This window comes from Stieleria sedimenti (genome assembly GCF_025060895.1).
Lineage (GTDB): Bacteria > Planctomycetota > Planctomycetia > Pirellulales > Pirellulaceae > Stieleria > Stieleria sedimenti.
Genome location: NZ_JANZKV010000322.1, coordinates 1 through 21,560 on the forward strand (window position 1 = coordinate 1; position 21,560 = coordinate 21,560).

Here is a 21,560-nt window from a genome sequence, read left to right on the forward strand (position 1 = left end):
GTGGCCCCTTGCGAACGCATGCGGGCTTTAATCCAATACCGCTAAGTTAAGCGTCGTTTCTTTAGATGAGGGCCCGTAGGCTCGCGCCAAACGGCTGATATTCGTTTGACATCAGCCGGTTCGCGCCAGCGTCCGGGCCCCCTCATTCATGTTAACTTAGCGGTATTGGGCTTTAGCCGCCCTGGGTCGCTGCGTCGCAGCGACGAGGAATCGCCTAAAGGCTAGACACCAACGGTTGCTGAACCGCGTTTCCGCTTGATCAACTCAACCCGGAAACCCTCCAGTTAACGAAGCACTATCCAGGAAATTCCATGAGCGAACAAACTTCAAATTCGGGCGGAGAATTTGAACGTGAACCAGTGCCGGATTCGGCGTTACTGGGCAGCGGCAAGTTTTGGGGGATGTACGCGGGCGAGCACGCTGCGGGAACGGAGTTCATGATCGGACCGCTGTTTTTGGCGGCCGGTGCAAGTTTGTCCGATCTGATTCTCGGACTGCTACTGGGCAACATCCTGGCGGTCTTGACGTGGCGATTCCTCGTCGTGCCGATCGCAATGTCGAAACGGATGACGTTGTACTATCAACTCGAACGCATCTCCGGGGGTTCGCTGGTCAAGCTCTACAATCTGGTCAACGGCCTGCTGTTTTGTTTTCTTGCCGGTGCGATGGTCACGGTTTCTGCATCCGCAGTGGGAGTCCCCTTTGGCATCACCTTCGATGTTCCATCGGACATGTTCGGCTTGAGCAACCCGTCGTTTACGGCGTTGGTGGCGATTGTCGGCGTCGTCATTGCGGTGGTTGCGGCGGGGGGTTACGAGCGGGTGGCTCGGGTCGCCAACATTGCCGCACCGTGGATGATCGCCGTGTTCGCCGCTTGCGGGATCGTATCCCTGGCACAGATGGACGCAACCAGCGTGACGGCTCTTTCGGAGGGAAAGTTTTGGTCGGATGCGATCGCCTTTGTCCAGGAAAAGAACGGCCCCCAAACGTTTGGGTTCTGGCAGATCGTTGTGTTCGCCTGGTTGTGTAACGGAGCGATGCACTTCGGGATGGCGGATCTTTCCATCTTCCGTTTCGCCAGGAGCAAAGCGTCCGGCTGGGCACCTGCAATCGGAATGTTCCTGGGCCACTACATGGCTTGGATCGCGGCCGGATTGCTGCTTGCCGCACTGATCAAACTTCAACCGAGCTTGGCACTCGGGGCCGACGGCAAGGTCACCGCGAACCCCGGGCTGCTGGCGTTCCAGTCGCTCGGCTGGGCCGGCATCATTTGCGTCGTGATCGCCGGCTGGACGACCGCCAACCCGACGATCTATCGTGCCGGACTCGCTTTCCAAGGCATCTTGCCGAAGAGTTCGCGGACGGCGATGACCTTGGTGGCCGGCGCCGTTGCCACCATCGCGGGAGCTTTTCCGAATCTGTCGGCCCAGTTGCTCGACTTCGTCGGGACCTACGGAACCGTTCTCGGTCCGATGGGAGCGGTGATCTTCGTCGACTTCTATCTGATGAAGAAGTTTGGGCTGCAAAACGAGTACGCCTCCCACAGCGGAACCCAAATCAACGTTGCCGTGTTGATTGCGTGGCTGCTTCCCGTCGCGGTGGGCTTGTATCTGATTTTCCAGCAGGGCGTGTTTGCCGCCTACGCGGTCATTCCATGCTGGATCGCGTGCGGAGTTCTGTTCTTGGTGCTCAGCAAGTTCACGCAACAAGCATCGAGCGAATCGCCGACAACCGCATCCTCTTAAACCGTCACAGAAACTTGCCATGAACAAAATCGCCAAAGTCATCTCGCTGATCACCCTCGGCCTGGTTGTCGTTCCCTGCCTGTTGTTCTTCGTCGGCGCGATCGAACTCGATGCCGTCAAGTGGGCTGCGCTGGCCGGCACCATCGGATGGTTCATTTCCACGCCCCTGTGGATGAGCCGCAAATTGCCGATCGACGCCAACCAGGTCGAGATCTAGGCGCCGTCGACGACCGGGTCCCTCGCGGTCCATTTGTCGAGATCCATCCGAACACAAACTCAACTTATTGGTGGGAAATTGAAGTCCTTTGCAACTTTCATCGCGTCATCGCTGTTCGCCGTTTGCTTGGCAACTCAAGTCAGCGCGATCGAACCCGTTCACCTGCGTTGTGAATATATTGAAAACCCCGTGGGTCTTGACATCACGAAGCCGCGTCTGAGTTGGCAAGTGACATCGATCCGTCGTGGCCAGTCGCAGTCGGCGTACCGTGTCATCGTGTCATCCACCCCGGAAAACCTCGCCGGTGACAAAGGGGACCTTTGGGATTCGGGAAAAGTGGTTTCCGATCAGACGCTCTTCGTTGACTATGCCGGGCAGCCGCTTGAAAGTCGTCAGCAGTGTTTTTGGAAGGTGCACGTTTGGGGCACCGATCAGCCCACCCCCACGACCAGCCAAGCAGCTTCCTGGTCGATGGGATTGTTGGACGATTCAGATTGGTCCGCCCAATACATCAGTTTTCGCGACGATTCCCCGATCCATAAGAACGTCGACGAGCTTCACCTTCCCGCGGCACGGCAATATCGCAAAGAGTTCTCCGCGGCCAAGCAGGTCAAGCGTGCGACGATTTACGCCACCGCACTGGGCATCTACGAACTGCATCTCAACGGAACCCGCGTCGGCGATGCCTTGTTTGCGCCCGGCTGGACCGACTACCGACAACGTGCTTATTACAACACCTACGATGTCACCGACTTGGTTCGCTCCGGCGACAACGCGATCGGAGCGTGGGTCGCCGATGGTTGGTACAGCGGCTATGTCGGTTTCGGCCTACTGACGGGGATGGGGACTGAGAAGACCGGTCGGGCGATCTACGGAAAAACGCCCTCGCTGATGTCTCAGCTGGAGATCGAATACACCGACGGAACGAGCCAAATTGTCGCGACCGATGCGAGCTGGAAGGTCACGGGCGATGGACCGATTCAGCAAGCCGACTTGCTGATGGGCGAAGCCTACGACGCTCGAAAGCAGATGGATGGATGGGCGACGCACGGGTTTGATGACAGTGCGTGGCAGTCAGCCGTCCTTGCGAAAGACAACGGCAGCCAAGTTGCAACGTTCTATCAGCGTCGAAATCCGACGAAGCCGGGCGAGGGCGTGAAGAATGTGGGTGAAGAACGGAACCTCGGATTCAAGCGTCCGCAACTGGAAGCCTTTCCCGGTGTGCCCGTTCGGGTGACCGAAGAGATCCCGGCGAAAAGCGTCACACAGCGTGAGCCGGGGACATTTGTGTTCGATCTAGGACAGAATTTCGCCGGCATCATCCGTCTGAAGGTCAAAGGCGAAGCGGGACAGCGGATTCAGATTCGTTACGGAGAGATGCTGCATCCGGATGGTCGGCTGATGACGGAGAACCTACGGAAAGCCCGGGCGACAGACTTCTACACCTGCAGCGGCGATCCCGACGGCGAAATCTACGTCCCCCGGTTTACCTTTCATGGGTTTCAGTTCGTCGAAGTCGCCAACTTTCCCGGCGAGGCAACGCTGGATACCGTCACCGGGTTGGTGCTGCACAGTGATACGCCGCTGACCAGCGACTTTGAATGTAGCGACCCGATGGTCAATCAGCTCTTCAAAAACGTCGTTTGGACGCAGCGTTCCAATTTCCTGGATCTGCCCACGGACTGCCCGCAGCGTGACGAGCGGATGGGTTGGACCGGTGACGCGCAGGCTTACGTCGCGACCGCAGCCTACAATGCGGACATCGGCGCGTTTTACACAAAGTGGTTGCGTGAGCTGATGGAATCGCAGCGTCCCAGCGGTGCGTTCCCCGGCTACGCCCCGTTTCCGTTCCAACATGGCTGGGATTTCGGCACGGCCTGGGCGGATGCGGGTGTCATTTGCCCGTGGACCATCTGGCAGTTCTACGGCGACACGCGAGTGATCGATGATTGCTGGGAACCGATGACGCGGTTCATGCGTTGGCGAAAGCAAACCAGCGTCGGTGACCTTGGCATCAATCACGGCAATGCCTGGGGCGATTGGCTCGCCCAGGGTGCCGAAACGCCGCTCGACTATATCGACACGATTTACTACGCGATTTCCGCCAAGATGATGTCCGAGATGGCGGAAGCCACGGGTAGAAGCTCCGAGGCACAAGCATACCAAACGCAGTTTGAACGGACGAAAGCCGCCTTCCAGGCCAAGTACCTGAACGCCGACGGCAGTATCAACGTCAACACGCAAACCGCTCAGGCTCTTGCCTTGTTCGCCGACCTAGTTCCGGAACATCAACGCGCATCGACCGGACGACAGCTTGCAGAAATGCTTGGCGAAAACGGCAACCACATGGCGACGGGTTTTCTCGGTACCCGCCCGTTGTTGCCCGTTCTTTCGGCTTCCGGGCAACATGACTTGGCGACGTTCTTGTTGCAATCGCGAGAGTTCCCTTCCTGGGGTTACGAGATCGCAAACGGAGCGACGACGATCTGGGAACGCTGGGACAGCTACACCAAAGAGGACGCGTTCGGCCGTCATAACGCCGCGATGAATTCCTTCTCTCACTATGCGTTTGGTGCGGTATGCGAATGGATGTTTGCCACCTTGGCGGGGATTCAGTCGGACGGCCCCGGTTTCAAGAAGATCATCATCCGGCCGACTCCGCCGTCACCGGGAAGCAACGCGATGCATGAACCGATCGATTGGGTCCGTGCGTCATACGATTCGATTCGTGGCACGATCCGCAGCGATTGGAAAGTCGATGGTGATGAATTTCATCTGCAGGTTTGGATTCCCGCGAACACCACCGCGACCGTTTATCTGCCGACCCGCCATTCGGCGAGTATCACAGTAGGCGGCAAGTCTTTGGCGGGGAATCCCCACGTCAAACTCGTCCGCACGGAACCGAATTCAGCTGTCCTGTCCGTTCAATCAGGCAGCTACACGTTTGTCGCCAAAAGCGGCCTCACTCCCGCCACCAGTAAGCTGAAAACATCCAAGCCAAAAGACAACTCCATCAATCCCGATGGAGTCGATCTGACCGACGCGAAGAAGCTTGCCTCGTGGGACTTCACGAAGCCGACGGACGTTGCCAAATGGGTCGAGCGAAAGAGCGTCGAGGTCCAGCAGCGAAATGGCAGGGCGTACCTCGTCGCGACAGGTGAGGATTCACAGATGGCCGTGCGTCTAGATCAACCCGCCACCGGAAAGTTGGTAATCGAGTTGCGTGCGATGCCAGCCAAAGGAGCCACCAGTCAGTTTTTCTGGGCAATGCCGGGCCGAGGATTTGTGGGACACCAGCAGCGCAAGCGAACGTTACGCGAAACAGAACAGGTGAACGCGTACTTGTTCACCATCACCGACGGTGAACCGGTCGGAAAGCTCAGATTCGATCCGTTTGCAACCTATGACAAATATGCCAACGCCGGCGAAATGATGATTGAATCCATCGCGATCTACCGACTCGCCGACTAGCTGAAACCGCGCACCGCCAACGAGGCATCCATGAATCTGTTTCAACAATCCGGTCTTCTCAAAGTCTTTTTTTGCCCGTTGCTCATTGTCGTGGCGACAAGCACAGGCATTTGGGGACAGAACGCAGGGTCAAAGCCGAACGTTGTCTTTATTCTTGCCGACGACCTCGGCTGGAGTGACACGACGCTTTATGGCACGACGAAGCTGTACAAGACGCCGAACATTGAGCGACTGGCCCAGCGGGGCATGACATTCACTCGAGCCTATTCGTCCAGCCCGCTGTGTTCACCGACGCGGGCCAGCATCTTGACCGGATTGAGTCCTGCACGGCACGGAATCACCGCACCGACATGCCACCTGCCGAAGATGATTCTGGAGCCAATTCAGGCGACCAGTGGTCCGCCGAATCGCCCGGCCACGCTTCCTGAGTCGGTCTCGCGGCTGGACACGAAGTACTACACGCTGGCGGAAATGTTCCGAGACAACGGCTATGCGACGGGGCACTTCGGCAAGTGGCACCTTGGTCCAGAGCCCTACTCGCCCCTGGAACACGGATTCGATGTCGACGTTCCCCATCATCCCGGCCCTGGACCGGCAGGCAGCTACGTGGCTCCGTGGAAGTTCAAGGACTTTGATCATGATCCGGACATTCCGGACCAGCACCTCGAAGACCGCATGGCCAAAGAAGCGGTCGCTTTTCTGGAGCAACACCAAGACGAACCTTTCTTCCTGAACTACTGGATGTTCAGCGTCCATGCTCCGTTCGACGCGAAGCAAAAACTCATCGATGAATACCGCAAGAAAGTCGATCCGAACGATCCGCAGCGGAGTCCGACCTATGCGGCCATGATCGAGAGCATGGACGATGCCGTCGGGACCCTGCTCGATACGCTTGACCGGCTGGAAATTGCGGAGAACACGATCATCATCTTCGCGTCCGACAACGGCGGAAACATGTACAACCTCGTCGACGGCGGCACTGCGACCAGCAATGCACCGCTGCGCGGCGGCAAAGCAACCATGTACGAAGGAGGTGTCCGCGGACCAGCGATCGTGGTGCAACCGGGATCGATCGAAGCCGGTTCACGAAGCGATGAGATCATCCAAAGCAGCGACTTTTATCCAACGTTGCTGGAGATGCTTTCGGTCGACGCCCAGCCGAATCAGGAGTTTGACGGGGTCAGTCTTCTTCCGGCGCTACAGGGAAACTCACTGGATCGTGATGCGATCTTCACCTATTTCCCGCACGCCCCCGGCGTCCCCGATTGGCTGCCGCCGGCGGTCAGCGTCCACCAAGACGATTGGAAACTGATCCGCCTTTTCCACGCTGGTGAAGACGGCAAGCACCGGTACAAGCTGTTCAATCTGAGCGATGACATTGGCGAACAGAACAATCTCGCGACCAAGTTTCCTGAGCGGGTGGCGCAGCTGGATCAACGGATCGAGCAACACCTCGTCGAAACCAATGCGGTTCGCCCGTTGCCGAATCCGAAATTTGATCCGTCAAAGTACGACGTGACTCAGGAAGGCAAAGCAAGTTTAAAGGGTGGCGCCAGCGGCGCGAAGAAATCCAAAGCAAAGCCGCCCGGCAAGCCTGTCGCGGGGTGGCAACCCGGCGGCACCTGCACCCTGTCGACTTCCAATAACACGCTGGTCGTCCAAAGCACGGGTGGCGATCCCTACCTCAGTCACGCTTTCCCGAAGGCAATCGACGAAACGTCCTTCACGTTGCACCTGAAAATGACTTCGAGTTCGTCCGGCAACGGGCAAATTTTTTGGCAAGAACAGGATGCCGGCCCCTTCAAAGCCGAGCGAAGTCATTTCTTTGACGTTCAGCACGACGGCCAGCCGCATGAGTATGCGATCGCTTTCAAGGTGACGAAGCCTTTGCTTGCGGTGCGAATCGATCCATCGCGAGGTCCCGGCAAGATTGAGATCTCAGAGATTCGATTGGTCGGCAACGACGCGACAACGCATTACCGCTTCCAAACGCCGAAATCGCATCCCGTTTCGTCTGGTGACGACAACCGTGATCGGAAGCCGAACGTCATCGTCATCTACACCGACGACCATGGTTACGCCGACCTGAGCTGTCAAAATGTTTTCGACGACGTGAAGACGCCCAACATTGACAAGCTTGCCGCGGGCGGAGTCCGGATGACCGATGGATACTGCACCGCCCCGCAGTGTGTTCCCTCACGCGGAGGCCTGATTAGCGGCCAATACCAGACGAAGTGGGGCTTGGAGTCGAATCCGCAATTCCGGGACGCAGCGACCCTGAAGCGTTTTGCTGAGCTGGAAACCATTCCCGAGCGTCTCAAGCGGGCCGGTTACGTCACCGGCATGGCCGGCAAATGGCACCTTGGGCCGAGCAAAGCGGATGCGATTGCGGCACACGGATTCGACAAAGCGTTTCACAAGAACAGCAACGGGCCGGGCCATTGGAACATGAACTTGGAAGGCGAAGACGTCGGGCCTGAGGAGCAAAAGGGTGGTGGCTATCACATCGAGATGATTTCAGAGTTTGCGTGCACATTCATCGATCGCTTTCACGACAAGCCCTTTTTCTTCTATCTCGCTTGCCGCGCACCACACGTACCGCTCGACGCACCACAGCCATACCTCGACCGTTTTCCCGGAAAAATGCCGGAGCGTCGACGGCAGGCACTGGCGATGATTTCGTCCATTGATGACGGCGTCGGGCGAATCGTTGCGACACTCCATAAACACGGGCTCGAAGAAGACACCCTCATCTTCGTCATCAGCGACAACGGCGCACCGCTGAAAATCCACAAGCTCGACGCACCGGGCGGAGGTCCCGGTTGGGATGGTTCACTGAATGATCCCATGAATGGCGAAAAGGGGATGCTAACCGAAGGCGGCATCCGGGTTCCATTTGTGGTGCACTGGAAAGGGACGATTCCCGCCGGTCAGGTCTATTCGCATCCCGTGATCACGCTCGACGTTGGTGCAACCGCGTGCTCGTTGGCCGGGTTGCCCGAGGATTCAAACCTCGACGGCGTCAACCTGATCCCTTTTCTGACAGGCCAGAAAGAGGGCAGCCCACATGAAATGATGTATTGGCGCTGGCTGGGCCAGTCGGCGATCCGAAAAGGAAACTGGAAATACCTTCGTAGTGACGACCGGGAGTACCTCTTCGATTTGGAGAAGGATTTCGAAGAGACCAACAACCTATTGACGCGTTTTCCTGAGTTGGCGGCATCGCTTCACGGCGACTTGAAAGCGTGGGCCGCAACACAGTCTCCACCCGGCATCTGGGCCATGCAGTCCGCCGCCATGAGCAGTCAGGCGGCGAAATACTTTGACTGGTACGTCGACGGAAGACGGGACGTGTCGCCGCCGCCGACGAATCGGAAGCAACCGCGAACCGGGCAAAAAAGCAGGACGCTCACCCAGTGAACCGCATATTGATCTCATATTTTATTCCATCCCCAAGGTTGTCGACATGTTTTCGCGATCACGTCTGATGATGTCAGGGCTCGTTGTTCTGCTCGCCACTTCGACTTGCCCAGCGTCGGATCCTCCTGCCGCTTCCATCCAAAAGCCCGCCATCGTGAGCGGCGAATCGGGCTACGCCGCGATGATCAGCCGCGGATACACACCGCTGTTCAACGGAACGGATCTCACCGGATGGCGAAATCCTTACTCGTACGGCGAAGCGAAAGTAGTCGACGGTGAGATTCACTTGCAGGCGGACAAAAAGTTTTTTCTGGTCACCGAAAAGAAGTTTTCGGACTTTCGTGTGAGTGTTGAGATCCATCTGCCTGAGGGACCGGCGAACTCTGGCGTGATGTTTCGGGCCCATGTCGATGAGGATGCAGCCAAGAAAGTCTACGGCTACCAGGCCGAGTGCGACGGTTCGGACCGGCGCTGGTCGGGAGGCTTGTACGATGAAGCCAGACGCGGATGGATTTGGCCCAGCACCAAAGGCAGATCAAAGGATCAGTTCCTCGAACACGCCGAAGAATCACAACAGTTCTTTGCAACGCCTCGCGTCCGCAATGCGCTCCATCGCAACGGATGGAATCGCTACGAAATCACCTGCGTCAACGATGTGATTCGGATCGAGGTCAATGGAGTAGAAACCGTTCGCTTTCGCGATGCCACCGACGCGAACGGATACATCGGGATTCAACATCACGGCGAAAAAGGACAGACGTATCGTTTTCGTAATCTGTTCATCAAGGAATTGCCCGAAATCCCCGCCCTTCAGTATGCTTCGCTAACGGAGCAGCCGCCTCTCTCCATCAAACGAATCAACGAGACGGTCACACAGATCGATTTTGGCACCGTCGCTTTCGGAAACATCGCGATGCCGATTCCCTCGGGCCGGGGAACGGCGAACGTGCATTTCGGAGAGAAGTTAAAAGACGGCCGCATTGACCAGAATCCGCCGGGAACCGTTCGGTACGGAGTGACCCCCATTCGTCTCGGCCAGCAGCGTGGCACCTGGGTCGTGCCGGCTCCTGTCGACACCCGCAACGTGCAGCAATCCGGATTGATGAACGCGAATCCGCCAGCGGTTTTGACGCCACCGGCATGGCAACCCGTGATGCCATTTCGCTGGGTCGAGATCGAAGGCGTTGGCCCTGACTATCCGTTCGATCTCGTTCGCCGACGGGCCGCTTACTCGGCGACCTGGGACGACGATGCGAGTGCATTCGAGTGTTCCGACGAAACCCTCAACCGCATCTGGGACCTGTGCAAATACAGTATCAAGGCCACCACCTTTGCCGGCGTGTACGTCGACGGCGACCGTGAGCGCATTCCCTACGAAGCCGACGCCTATTTGAACCAACTGAGTCATTACACGACCGACGATGACGTCAAGATGGCCGCGCGGACATTTGACTGGCTGATGGAAAACGGCACTTGGCCGAGCGAATGGGCACCGCACATGGTGTTCATGGCGTATGCCGAGTGGATGCACACCGGCGACACCGAGTGGTTGAAACTTCGCTACGAATCGTTGAAGTCGAAAACATTGTTGCACCGCAGCGGTGAAGACGGCTTGGTTCGCAGCGATGAAGACGATCAGACGAGGCATGACATCGTCGACTGGCCAAAGCAGGAACGCGACGGGTTCGTGTTCACCGAGATCAACACCGTCGTCAACGCGTTCCACATCAAAGCGATGGAGCAGATGGCGGAAATGGCGAGGGCGATCGACAAGCAGGCTGACGCCGATGCTTTTGAGTCGCGAGTCACGCTTGCTCGCGCGTCGTTTCAGGACAGACTGTTCAATCATGACGCCGGCATCTATCGCGATGGCATTGAGACCGACCACAGCAGCGTCCACGCCAATTTCTTTCCCTTGGCATTCGGCCTGGTCCCTGATCAGAAACGCGACGGCGTGCTGTCGTGGCTGAAGCAGAAGAAGATGCAGTGCAGCGTGTATGCGGCACAGTACTTCATGGATGCACTGTTTACAGCTGGTGCCGGCCAAAAGGCGCTGGACCTAATCCTGGCCGACGGCGACCGCAGCTGGAAACACATGGCGGGCAGCGGCACCACGATCACCTGGGAAGCTTGGGAGATGAAATACAAACCCAATCAGGATTGGAACCACGCATGGGGCGCCGCCCCGGCGAACCTGCTGCCGCGTCACGTTCTCGGAGCGCAGCCACGATCCCCAGGCTGGACCACCGCCACGATTCGCCCCTGCCCTGGAGCTTTAGAATCAGCCCGCGGCAAGGTCCCGACGCCGCGGGGGCCGATTAAAATTGATTGGACGAATGGCGAGGCCTTCGATCTGTCGTTGTCCTTGCCCGACGGCATGTCAGCCGTGGTAGAACTACCAGCCCCCGATGACTCCAGCGGCGTCTTCGCAAACGGAACGCCAGTTGCCGCGACCAAACGCGGCGACCGCTGGCATGTCGATGGAGAAGTCACCGGATCCGTCCGTTTCGAAGTGAAGTGAACGTAAAGAGAAAAATTAACATGTCGCGTCGAATTCTGGCTTGTTGTCTGACCGTTATCGCGTTTTGCGTTCACTCGTTTGCGGCGGAGCGTCGTCTGCCTGACATCGTGGTCTATTTGGCGGACGACCTTTCCGCACTCGACCTGCCGATCTACGGCGGAACGAACATCCAGACGCCGGCCATCGATGCGTTGGCTGCCGACGGGATGACGTTCGATCGCGCGTTTGTGGCGAGTCCGGCGTGTGCTCCCAGCCGCGCCGCTCTGCTCACCGGCCTGATGCCGGCCCGAAACGGAGCCGAAGAAAACCACACGTATCCGCGCGAAGGAACGGTTCGTCTGCCACGTCTGCTCGGTCAACTCGGCTACCAAACGGCAGCGTTTGGAAAAGTGGCCCACTCAAAGAGTGCGAAGGACTATGGGTTCGACACCATCGAACTGCAGAAAGACATTCCCCAGCTGCGAAAAACGGTGGAGACCTTCCTGGTCAATCGCGACGACCCCAGACCACTGGCGTTGTTCGTCGGTGTCTCCAACCCCCACGTGCCTTGGCCCAGCGAGTCCACCGTCGATCCAGAATCGATGCATCTACCACCCAAACTTCTCGATACGCCGCAAACGCGAGTCCAGCGGTCGCGTTACCTGCAGGAAGTCAAAGATTTGGATGCCTACCTCGGCGAACTGCGGGTGTTGACTGACGAGCACATGGCGAAAGACAAACTGTTTGTGTTTTCCAGCGATCATGGCGCCCAATTCCCCTTCGGCAAGTGGACGCTGTACGACGAAGGCATCCGCGTGCCGTTGATTGTTGCGCGTGCGGGCAAGATCAATAAGGGAACTCGAACGGATGCGATGGTCAGCTGGATCGACATCTTCCCGACGTTGATTGACATCGCCGGCGGAGCCATCCCCGACGATCTCGACGGACGCTCTTTCGCGGCGGTCCTTCGCGGGGACACCGATTCACATCGCAAGCGCATTTTCACGACACATAGCGGCGACCGAATGATGAATGTCTACCTGAGTCGCTCGATTCGCACCGATCGATACAAATTGATTTGGAATCCGCATCCCGAGTTCGCGTTCACCACCCACATCGATCTGCTGCTTCGGGAAACCTCGGGCGACTACTTCAAACAATGGACCGAGGCGGCCAAAACGAACGCGCATGCTGCCGATGTGGTTGCTCGCCACCACGGCCGCCCCGAGTACGAGCTCTTCGATCTCGAGCAAGATCCATTGGAACGCAGCAATCTCGCCGGTCAAAAAGAACTTGCGTCCGTTCAGCACGACTTGAAAACTGAGTTGAAACAGTGGATTTCAGATCAGGGCGACAACCTCACCGTTTTCCATCCGCCACTGATGCTCGATGCGCCCGAAACTTGGGTGCCCCGAAACGCATCGCGTAAGTAGAGAGTCATCCTCAAGATTTCCTTCAGCCCCTGCCAAGGTGCGAAAGCTTTCGAGGCAAATTCAACAATGGCTCGACAAGGATGTCGCGAAATGAATCTGCCTCACAGAAATGGCAATGCCATGGACCGACGTAAGTTTTTCGGATCAACAACCGCGAGTCTCACCGGGCTTTCACTGGCGGCAGGATTCCGTTGCTGCCTCCAGGTGATTGCTCCGTGATGATGTTACACCGTTTGCGTTTTCCGACGCTTGTTCTCTGTGCCTGCAGTGTTTTATGCTTGCGTCCGGCGCTGGCACAATCACCACCGCACTTGCAGCTCATCGATGAATTTAGGTCGCCCCCCCAGCAGTCGCACCCGGAGACTTGGTTTCATCTGATTGGCGGCAATGTGGATCGCGATGCCTTGACGACGGACCTGGAAGCGGTTTCGGCGGCTGGAATCAGTGGGATTCAGTTGTTTCACGGTCGGGGCCGTCCCTGGCCGGGGGTTGAGCCACAGATTCAGACGCTGAGTGAAAACTGGGACTCGTTGATCGGCCACGTTGCCGACGAAACACAACGATTGAATCTGAAGTTCACGATGCAGAATTGCCCCGGTTGGGCGATGTCAGGCGGGCCTTGGATCACTCCCGACAAGGCGATGCGGCATTTGGTCTATCGCCGGGTGAACGTTGTCGGCGGTGCTCCGATCACCCTCGAGCTCACAACGCCTGAACCCAGTCAGGAAGCATGGCGTGACTATCGAGACGTCGCGGTGCTCGCTTTTCCGACCGCTGCGGACGACACCGGTGATGCACTTCGTCCGATTCGAGTCACAAGCAATCTGGCGGATGCTGACTGGACGGGATTGATCGACGGCAAGGACGTGAAGGTTCAGATTCCCGCAGAATCGTCGCCCAGTTGGGTCGAATTGGAATTTGACATCCCGGTCACGCTGCGCTCGATTCAGTTGCCACCCACGGAATTCCTAGCAAAGCGGATGATGTTTGATCCCGATTCGTCAATTTCCATTTCTGTCTTGAAAGACGGCGTTTGGAATCGGTTGGTGACTCACAAGGTGCCGCGTGGCAATTGGCAAGACCGACAACCAGAGATGCATTACGTCTTGGCGGTACCCGATGCCAAGTCAACACGTTATCGAATGACGTTTCATAACAATCGTCCGCTGGAGATTTCCCACCTGCGATTTTTCTCGACGGCACGCATCCAAGATTGGCGAGCCCAGGCCGGCTACGCGTTGCGAAGTCTTGAGCGACGTTCGCCGCCCAAACAATCACCCAAGGCATGGGTGCGTCTCGCGGATGTGATCGACCTGACCGAGAGGATGGATCCGGACGGAAACTTGGAATGGAATTCACCTTCGGGTCAATGGACCATCGTCCGTTTCGGTCACGTCAATACAGGCGTCACGAACAAGCCGGCGCCAATGGAAGCCACCGGATTCGAGTGTGACAAGCTTTCGACGGCGGGGGCGGATCAGCACTTTGCCGGTTACATCGGGCGCCTATCCAAACCGGGTGGTGCCGCCGACAACGGGCGGCTGCGAGGCATGTTGATCGACAGCTGGGAATGCTACACCCAGACCTGGACGCCTGAGATGGAGCAGGAGTTTGAGAAACGCCGGGGATATCCGCTCCGCCGCTGGTTGCCCGCACTGGCGGGCTGGGTGGTTGAGGATCACGGAATGAGCGAGCGATTCTTGCGAGACTGGCGGGCAACGATTAGCGATCTGATCGTCGAAAACTACTACGGTCGATTAGCTGAACGTGGACGGGAACGCGGGCTTGAACTCTCCTTTGAAACGTCTGTCGGTGATGTCTCGCCGGGCGACATCCTGCAATACTTCAAGTCTGCTGACACCCCGATGTGCGAGGTTTGGAAGCCCAACGATCCGCATGTCGGCGGGCTGGAAACAAAGCCCATCGCACCGACCACATCGGCGGCACATGTCTACGGCAAACCGCGTGTTGCCGCGGAGATGTTTACGGCCGCCCCAATGAATTGGCGTGAGCATCCGTTTTCATTGAAGAACGTCGCTGACCGCAGTTTCGCTCTCGGTGTCACGCACCTCGTTTTTCACACCTACACGCACAATCCACTGAATCGGTTGCCGGGAACCTCGTTTGGCGGCAGCATTGGCACGCCATTCTTGCGCGGCCAGACCTGGTGGCATCAGATGCCACATTTCACCGGCTACCTTGCCCGATGCCAGCACTTGCTTGAACAAGGCCACCAGGTCGCCGACGTCTTGTGGTACCTGGGCGATGACATCGATCATAAACCACGTCAGGACACCTCGTTTCCAGATGGCTACCACTTCGATTATCTCAATCAAGATGCACTGCTTGACCGCGTTACCGTCGATGAGGGTGAACTGACGATTCCGGAAGGAACGCGTTGGAAAGTCCTTTGGCTTGCGCCCGATCAGTGTCGGCGATTGACACCCGAGACGTTACAGCGAATCAAGGAATTGGTACGCAGCGGAGCCACGGTGATCGGCAACGCGCCGGTGGCGAATCCATCATTGAGCGGAGGCGAGGAGTCCGACACAGCGTTCACGGCGTTGGTGGATGAGCTTTGGGGGAAAACTCTTACCGAACAGGGTGATCGGAGAATTGGCCAAGGACGGTTGGTATGGGGTGACACTCTGGAAGCTTCGCTCGAGAAGCTCAAGATTGGACCCGACGTGCGTGGCACACTTTCCGAGCGGTGGTGTCATCGGCGCAGCGGCGACACCGACATCTACTTTCTGATCAGCAGCCGAACCGAAGCGGTCGACGCCACGATTGAGTTTCGCTGCAAAGGCATTCCGGAGTTTTGGAATCCGATCGATGGAAGTCGAAAGCCTGCCCTCGCGTACCACCACACGGACACGGGAACGGCGATTCCGATTCGTTTGCCAGCCGCCGGTTCGACCTTTGTTGTCTTTGTTCGCGAACAGGAATCGATCCAGGGAAACGTTATCCCGATTACACGAATTTCGCGAAACGGAAAGGTACTGCTGGATGCAGCGGACCGGTCCCGTATCGACACCACCCCAGGTTTCCCGGCATTCGGACTCGATCGCTATGGAATCACTCAGCCATGGGTTGCCCCGCTGCCGCCAACGATCGAGTTGAATGCGGATCCCGAGATCTTGGTCGCATACAGGAACGGTCAATATCAGCTCCGACGCAGCGACGGGACGACAAAGTCGTTCACCGTAACCGATGCCAAGTCCATCGGCTTGGATCAAGACTGGCGCATTCGATTCCCAGACGGATGGGATACGCCAGAGGAAATCGAACTCGATCGAGTAGGTCCTTGGTCCGAGCTTAGCGATCCTGCGATTCGCCATTTTTCCGGAACGGCAACCTACACCACCACGTTCAGATTGGATGACAAGCAACCCGACGCTCGGTTGCAGCTGGACCTTGGTCGTGTCGGGAACATTGCCCAGGTCACCGTAAACGGCAAGATGGCGGGTACGATTTGGTCCGCGCCATACCGACTGGACATCACCACGCATACGAAACCAGGTGAGAACACACTTTCCGTCGCGGTGACCAACACATGGCACAATCGACTCGCATTGGATGCCGGCTTGCAGCCAAGCAATCGCAAGACATGGACCTATGGAAGCCCCCCCAAAGATTCGCCCTTGGAGTTCTCTGGGCTCAGCGGCGATGTGCGATTGGATCTCGGTAAAGTCATCGACTTGTCTACCAACGAGACAGCACGACCGAACCGTCACCCCAACGTACCCGGGTCGATTCAAACCTCGGCCGTTGATGAAAAAGCACTCACGTTCGCCGTTGGCCCCGCGTCGAAATTCGCCAACACGGTCAATGGCCGCACGCATCAGCAAGATGCGTTGGTGACCTACCGTGGGTACCAATACGTGACCTACGTGGATGCCAGTCGACGGATCTGCATCGGCCGCCGCGAACTCCCCTCAATCCCTTGGGAGATCATCCGCTTCGACGATCATCGGTTTGAGTCCAACGATTCGCACAACACGTCAGTGATAGGAATTTGCGACAAAGACGGATCGATTCACATTGCGTTCGATCATCATGCGACGCAACTGAACTACCGCGTTTCCAAATTGGGCGTCGCACATGCACCAGAGTCGACACCATGGACCGCCGAGCTCTTCGGCCCGATCACACACACCCTGGGATCCGTCGCGACGCATGAACGAGTCACCTATCCAAGGTTCTTTTCGGCACCCAACGGGAACCTGATGTTTTACTACCGATCGCTTACGTCCGCTGATGGCGACGGAATGATCGAGGAGTACGACGGTGAACAGCATGATTGGACGCCCGGTCTGGGCAAGTTCATCGCTCGCGACGTGGGCACGTTCAAAGCGAACGGCCGCGAAAGTCAACGTCGCTGCCCCTACATGAATGCATTGACTTTTTCAGGGCAACGACTGCACGCGAGTTGGGTTTGGCGAGAGCGTTTCGAAAGAACGAATGTCGCCAATCAACACGATCTGTGCTACGCCTACAGCGATGACTACGGCCGCACCTGGTGCAATTCGGCGGGCAAAATCATCGGTCGCACGGGCCAGGACCTCATCCATCTCGATTCGCCTGGCTTGGCGGTCGCCGAAATCCCGATCAACTCTGGCTTGTCGAATCAAAACACGCACTACGCGTACCCCGACGGCAGCATCCACATCATGCTGCGACATCGACTTGCAGGTGAGTCGTCCGCCGATTCAGAGCTTCGCAACTTTCACTACTGGCGCGATAGCGAGGGCAATTGGAAACACGAGGCCCTGCCGCTCGTTGGACGTCGGCCCAAGTTGCTTGGAACACCCGATCGGAAACTTGTTTTGGTTTACAGCGACGAAGGCGAATTGTTCCTCGCCAAGGGCTTGCCCGATACGGGGCGGCAATCGTGGCGTTGGAGTCAGCTTCAATTACCCAAGCGTTATTCCGCGTTCGGCGACGCCCTGGTGGATCTTGCGCGATGGGAACAAGATCACACGCTGACGGTCTACCATCAAGACGAGCCGTCACGACTCATTGTGACCGATTCACCCGACGCAATCGACGGCCCACCGTCGCCGCTACGTGTCAGCAACATCGCTTGGGACCAGCTTCCGACTCAGCAGAGAATACTACCGTGAATGACCGACGCAACCCGAAGCAATCCATTGTGATGAAACCGCGAACCCTCGTTGGATTTATGATTCTGATCGGTTTGTCATGCAGGCCGGTTGATGCTAGCGAACGACCGAACATAATCTTCATCCTTGCCGATGATCTGGGTTTTAATCAGATCGGTGCCTACGGTGACACACCGATCAAGACGCCGCGCCTTACCAAGGCATGAGACGCGACTCCTTCGACGGCGGTATCCACGTTCCAATGATCGTCCACTGGCCGGCTGCGATCAAAACGGGACGCGTCGATCACACTCCCTGGGCCTTCGCCGATGTGCTGCCGACGTTCGCCGAGCTGGCGGGCGTGCCACTTACATCCGTGCCGCGAGTCAAAACCAACGGCACATCCATTCGCCCTCGCTTGACCGACTCCCCGACGCCGATACCCGAACGCATCCTCTACTGGGAATTCGGGAAGCAGGTCGGCGATCCCAATTCCGGCATCGTCGGCGACGTCTTTCAAGCGGCACGCCGAGGAAAGTGGAAAGCGGTTCGCTACGGCAAGGAGGCGCCCGTGCAGCTCTTTAATCTGGACGAGGATCCGGGAGAATCAAACGACCTTTCCAGCGTTCACCCCGAGATCCACGCCGAGTTCACTCGGCTGTTTCAGGAGCAAAGCTAGGCGATCCAAACTGGGCGATGAAGTTTCGGTCGACAGGCGGGTTGCAGCGTTCATGGTTTTGCCGGAACCCAACGTTTTTCGCGCGAAGAGACTTCACCGGCGCAGGCCAGTGCAACGCCATCCGCTCCGCTTTCCAATCAATACGCTTTCAAGTTGATATGATTGGGATGCGAAATCAGTGACGTGATCCGAATATTGTGAGGATCAGGCCTGACGATGTCCTGGTGATTCGTGCTTTACCGACTTGCAAATCGGCGAATCTTGCCCGGCGCGGGGGCGTCTTTGTTCGCTGACGCCTTTGTGGCAAAACAATAGGCACTGCGACCAGCGTTCCGGGCATGTCCTGGAAAAACCCCGGTGAACCGATCAAAACATTGGAAGTGATCCGTTGCCGCAAGTTTGTTTGGTTCCGGCGGGATCGTCTTTGAGTCAAAGAAATACAACCTCGGACCGCACAACGCGAATCACGGTGGAGTCATGCGCCGCTGGATCACTCGATGGACCACTAAAGATCAAGACGGCTGTCGCACCAAAACGCTGACGACCTACGGCCAGAGGAATAAGAAGCTGGCGTTAGCCTTACGGCCCGGAGTCATACGCAACCCCGCCCCGCGGTGACCGCACGTCAACCGTCGGAGCGAATAGCAATTCGCCGCCAAGAAAGACAATATTGCCAATCGTTTCTTGGTAGGAGTTGGGCGTTAGCGCAAAGCTCGCGATTGCCGTGGGAACCGATTCCAATGCCTCGACGCATGCGATGGTCACCCGCATCCTGGTCGCCGAGACGAGTTGCGGACAAAGTACGGCCCAATGCCATGAGCGCACTCGTGGGTCGTAATAAACAGCCAGTCGTAGGTGGTAGGGAAGATGTAAGTGTCATTGCACGGATTGGTGCCAGAAATGGCGATCGACCGTGGGCAAAACCATAGCATGTCGATTTGTTCGTCGTGAACGTAAAGTTCGTCTTCGTCACAGTTCTCAAAAGCAGACAAGGCATTGGTCCGTTCTAGTGCGGATTGGTAGCCATAGCTGAACGCGTGCCAAAGGAAACCACGATAGCAATACGAACCGGTTTGTTGTTGAACATCGGCGAAGAAGGTTCGTGTCAGTTTCTTCAACGTCTCGCGAAAAGCGCGGCCTTCAACAAGGAATTCGTCTGGCGGATAGTCACGCGTTTGGGGCATCGGATCGCGATGGATTCGAGTCGCGAGGGCCAAATCCCAGGAAAACCAACTCATCCTGAGTTAGCTCGAATTGTTGATCTTCTTTAGTGTTCTCGAAAATCAACGATAGCTTTCCAATCTCTTGCTCAATCAGTGACATCCGCGTGCATAGTTCAGAGATTCGTTGATGATCTTCCGAGGGAATCTCGACCTTTACCTGTGATGTCCGGTAGTAGGCATCTCGGTCACGATCACGCAGGAGAAATGAACGAAGTCGGTCCTTGTCAGACATGATTTCGGTGAGTTCCGCATCGCGTTTCGCAAGCCGAGTCTGCAGGTCTTCAAGCCTGACTTCGATTGCCGCTTTGACCTCAGTCCCGTTCTTGGCGAACTTAAGTGTTGTATCGTCCCAATGTGGCATTGAACGTCCCAAATAGGGTCAAGATTTGCGTTGGCGAACGTCACCGATCGCGCGGCGACGAAGGACTTTCCACTTCATCACCGCCAACTTTGCCGCTCTCGTGCATCGCAGGGTTCGTCGATCCGGGTGACCACACGGGACGTCCAGAGGCGGCTTGACGATTACGTGCATCGTCAAGAATCGCATGTAAATCACCACCGAACCGTTCGGAAATCTCGCGGCGCGTTTGATGAATTTCGTCAAGTACGGGATCAGTTGCTGTCTGTTTCTGGATCATTGCCAACCATCTCTTCCGGTGTGCAAATCACAGGAATTGGGATCGAAAGGTCATTGAGGACACCGTGAATACGCGGCAAGATCCGTGCGTTTGCAATGTGCCGACAATTCCATGTCAGCAAATATTGTATTCGATGATGAGCAACCATCGCGATATGAAGTGCATCTGTCCGGGCGTTTTCTGGCAGTATCGCCCGAGACATGATTTCATCAGCGATGTCTGCAATTGCGGGATCGAGCGGCAACAGCGGGATCCCATCAAGCATTTCCAGTCGCTCCGCTGCAAGTGTCGCATCGCCGCCAGCTGCTTCGTGCACTCGGCTTCTGCCGAAGGTAGCTGACAATTGACGTCTCGATGTACACCGTGTCCATGTTAGAAGTCTATCACAGCGAACGGCACAATTCACGGGGATCGCGCGGAGGATCGACCATTGCAAAACCGGCGGCCCGCGATCTCCAGTGCAATCAATGGTTCGTCCGATTTGTTCCCGCGCCGTCCATCGGGCCCATCTTACCATCTTGCACGACAAATAGCTGACACCGCTCCAGATCTCTGCGTAGGCGATCGCGTTCATACGCGGTCAGCTCACCGCCTTCGAATGCGATTCCAACCCAGCCTCGCATCTTGTTGGCAATCTTGAGTTGTTCACATTGTCCCGGAGTGGGAAAGGCAGCCAATGTGATACGGTACTCAGTGCCGAGTGGCCACGACGGAATCGAGCCAATGCGTCCACCGATTTGCGACACGGCGTTGGAAAGCAGTCTCTCTTTTCGCGTCACATTCCAATAGTCGATCGCAAGCGCAACGATGCCCAAGGCGGCAACAAGCAGGAAGTATTTCGAAAATCTTTTCATCTCTGAAGACATCCATCGGACGAACGACCGGGATCAGCGGGCGGCGGAAGTTGACATTGATCTCACCAAGAACTGCACCACTGCCGCTCCATCGTATCCAATGGTTCGTGCTAGATTCTTTATCGCATCACTGGAACGCATCATCTTGGCGTAGCCTACCGCCTATTCCGCGGAACGACATTCCGCCGGCCGGTCTTCTCAGTGATTACCCAAAGGACAAGCACCACCAAACCAACACCACCGCCGCAGCGTCCACGATATCCCGGAGGGATTCCAGC

General features: G+C 57.0%; 12 protein-coding genes. 9 read left to right on the forward strand and 3 right to left on the reverse strand.

The window, feature by feature from the left end:
* The first annotated feature begins 311 nt into the window (after positions 1-311).
* From NZK35_RS32040 to NZK35_RS32080, 9 genes are all read left to right on the forward strand, one after another.
* A complete protein-coding gene (locus tag NZK35_RS32040) occupies positions 312-1,745 on the forward strand; it encodes a hypothetical protein (protein WP_259636611.1) in 1,434 nt (477 codons plus the stop codon).
* 19 nt (positions 1,746-1,764) lie between these two features.
* Positions 1,765-1,962 carry a hypothetical protein gene (locus NZK35_RS32045; protein WP_259636612.1) on the forward strand — a complete coding sequence of 66 codons (198 nt, stop codon included), beginning with the start codon at positions 1,765-1,767 and terminating at the stop codon, positions 1,960-1,962.
* Between the two features lie 78 nt (positions 1,963-2,040).
* A complete protein-coding gene (locus tag NZK35_RS32050) occupies positions 2,041-5,433 on the forward strand; it encodes a glycoside hydrolase family 78 protein (RefSeq protein WP_259636613.1) in 3,393 nt (1,130 codons plus the stop codon).
* A 30-nt stretch (positions 5,434-5,463) separates the two neighbouring features.
* Positions 5,464-8,853, forward strand: coding sequence for a sulfatase-like hydrolase/transferase (locus NZK35_RS32055; protein WP_259636614.1), 3,390 nt, complete (start codon positions 5,464-5,466; stop codon positions 8,851-8,853).
* Between the two features lie 46 nt (positions 8,854-8,899).
* The gene (locus NZK35_RS32060) at positions 8,900-11,374 is read left to right on the forward strand and encodes a family 78 glycoside hydrolase catalytic domain (protein ID WP_407699865.1); all 2,475 of its coding nucleotides are present in this window, start codon (positions 8,900-8,902) and stop codon (positions 11,372-11,374) included.
* A gap of 20 nt (positions 11,375-11,394) precedes the next feature.
* A complete protein-coding gene (locus NZK35_RS32065; RefSeq protein ID WP_259636616.1) occupies positions 11,395-12,786 on the forward strand; it encodes a sulfatase family protein in 1,392 nt (463 codons plus the stop codon).
* 218 nt (positions 12,787-13,004) lie between these two features.
* Complete coding sequence (locus NZK35_RS32070; RefSeq protein ID WP_259636617.1) at positions 13,005-17,909, forward strand: glycosyl hydrolase; 4,905 nt, start codon at positions 13,005-13,007, stop codon at positions 17,907-17,909.
* Positions 17,906-18,115, forward strand: coding sequence for a hypothetical protein (locus NZK35_RS32075; RefSeq protein WP_259636618.1), 210 nt, complete (start codon positions 17,906-17,908; stop codon positions 18,113-18,115). The genes NZK35_RS32070 and NZK35_RS32075 overlap by 4 nt, the downstream gene beginning before the upstream one ends.
* A complete protein-coding gene (locus tag NZK35_RS32080; RefSeq protein WP_456115279.1) occupies positions 18,112-18,567 on the forward strand; it encodes a sulfatase/phosphatase domain-containing protein in 456 nt (151 codons plus the stop codon). Before NZK35_RS32075 ends, NZK35_RS32080 begins: the two co-directional genes overlap by 4 nt.
* 761 nt (positions 18,568-19,328) lie before the next feature.
* Here NZK35_RS32080 and NZK35_RS32085 read toward each other — a convergent pair.
* The 3 genes from NZK35_RS32085 to NZK35_RS32095 form a co-directional block, all read right to left on the reverse strand.
* On the reverse strand, positions 19,329-19,805 hold the full coding sequence (locus NZK35_RS32085) for a DUF4275 family protein (protein WP_259636619.1): 477 nt from the start codon (positions 19,803-19,805) through the stop codon (positions 19,329-19,331).
* Positions 19,806-20,402: 597 nt separating this feature from the next.
* Positions 20,403-20,771: a PIN domain-containing protein gene (locus NZK35_RS32090; protein WP_259636620.1), complete on the reverse strand. Its 369-nt coding sequence runs from the start codon at positions 20,769-20,771 to the stop codon at positions 20,403-20,405.
* A gap of 121 nt (positions 20,772-20,892) precedes the next feature.
* Positions 20,893-21,282 (reverse strand): hypothetical protein, encoded by a 390-nt coding sequence (locus NZK35_RS32095; RefSeq protein WP_259636621.1) that lies wholly within the window; start codon positions 21,280-21,282, stop codon positions 20,893-20,895.
* Positions 21,283-21,560: the final 278 nt, after the last annotated feature.

Excerpts from the sequence above, each read along its gene's own strand:
- NZK35_RS32070 (WP_259636617.1), top strand. The coding sequence starts at position 13,005 with ATGATGTTACACCGTTTGCGTTTTCCGACGCTTGTTCTCTGTGCCTGC.
- NZK35_RS32095 (WP_259636621.1), bottom strand. The coding sequence starts at position 21,282 with ATGAAAAGATTTTCGAAATACTTCCTGCTTGTTGCCGCCTTGGGCATC.
- NZK35_RS32055 (WP_259636614.1), top strand. The coding sequence starts at position 5,464 with ATGAATCTGTTTCAACAATCCGGTCTTCTCAAAGTCTTTTTTTGCCCG.
- NZK35_RS32045 (WP_259636612.1), top strand. The coding sequence starts at position 1,765 with ATGAACAAAATCGCCAAAGTCATCTCGCTGATCACCCTCGGCCTGGTT.
- NZK35_RS32085 (WP_259636619.1), bottom strand. The coding sequence starts at position 19,805 with ATGAGTTGGTTTTCCTGGGATTTGGCCCTCGCGACTCGAATCCATCGC.
- NZK35_RS32065 (WP_259636616.1), top strand. The coding sequence starts at position 11,395 with ATGTCGCGTCGAATTCTGGCTTGTTGTCTGACCGTTATCGCGTTTTGC.
- NZK35_RS32080 (WP_456115279.1), top strand. The coding sequence starts at position 18,112 with ATGAGACGCGACTCCTTCGACGGCGGTATCCACGTTCCAATGATCGTC.
- NZK35_RS32040 (WP_259636611.1), top strand. The coding sequence starts at position 312 with ATGAGCGAACAAACTTCAAATTCGGGCGGAGAATTTGAACGTGAACCA.
- NZK35_RS32060 (WP_407699865.1), top strand. The coding sequence starts at position 8,900 with ATGTTTTCGCGATCACGTCTGATGATGTCAGGGCTCGTTGTTCTGCTC.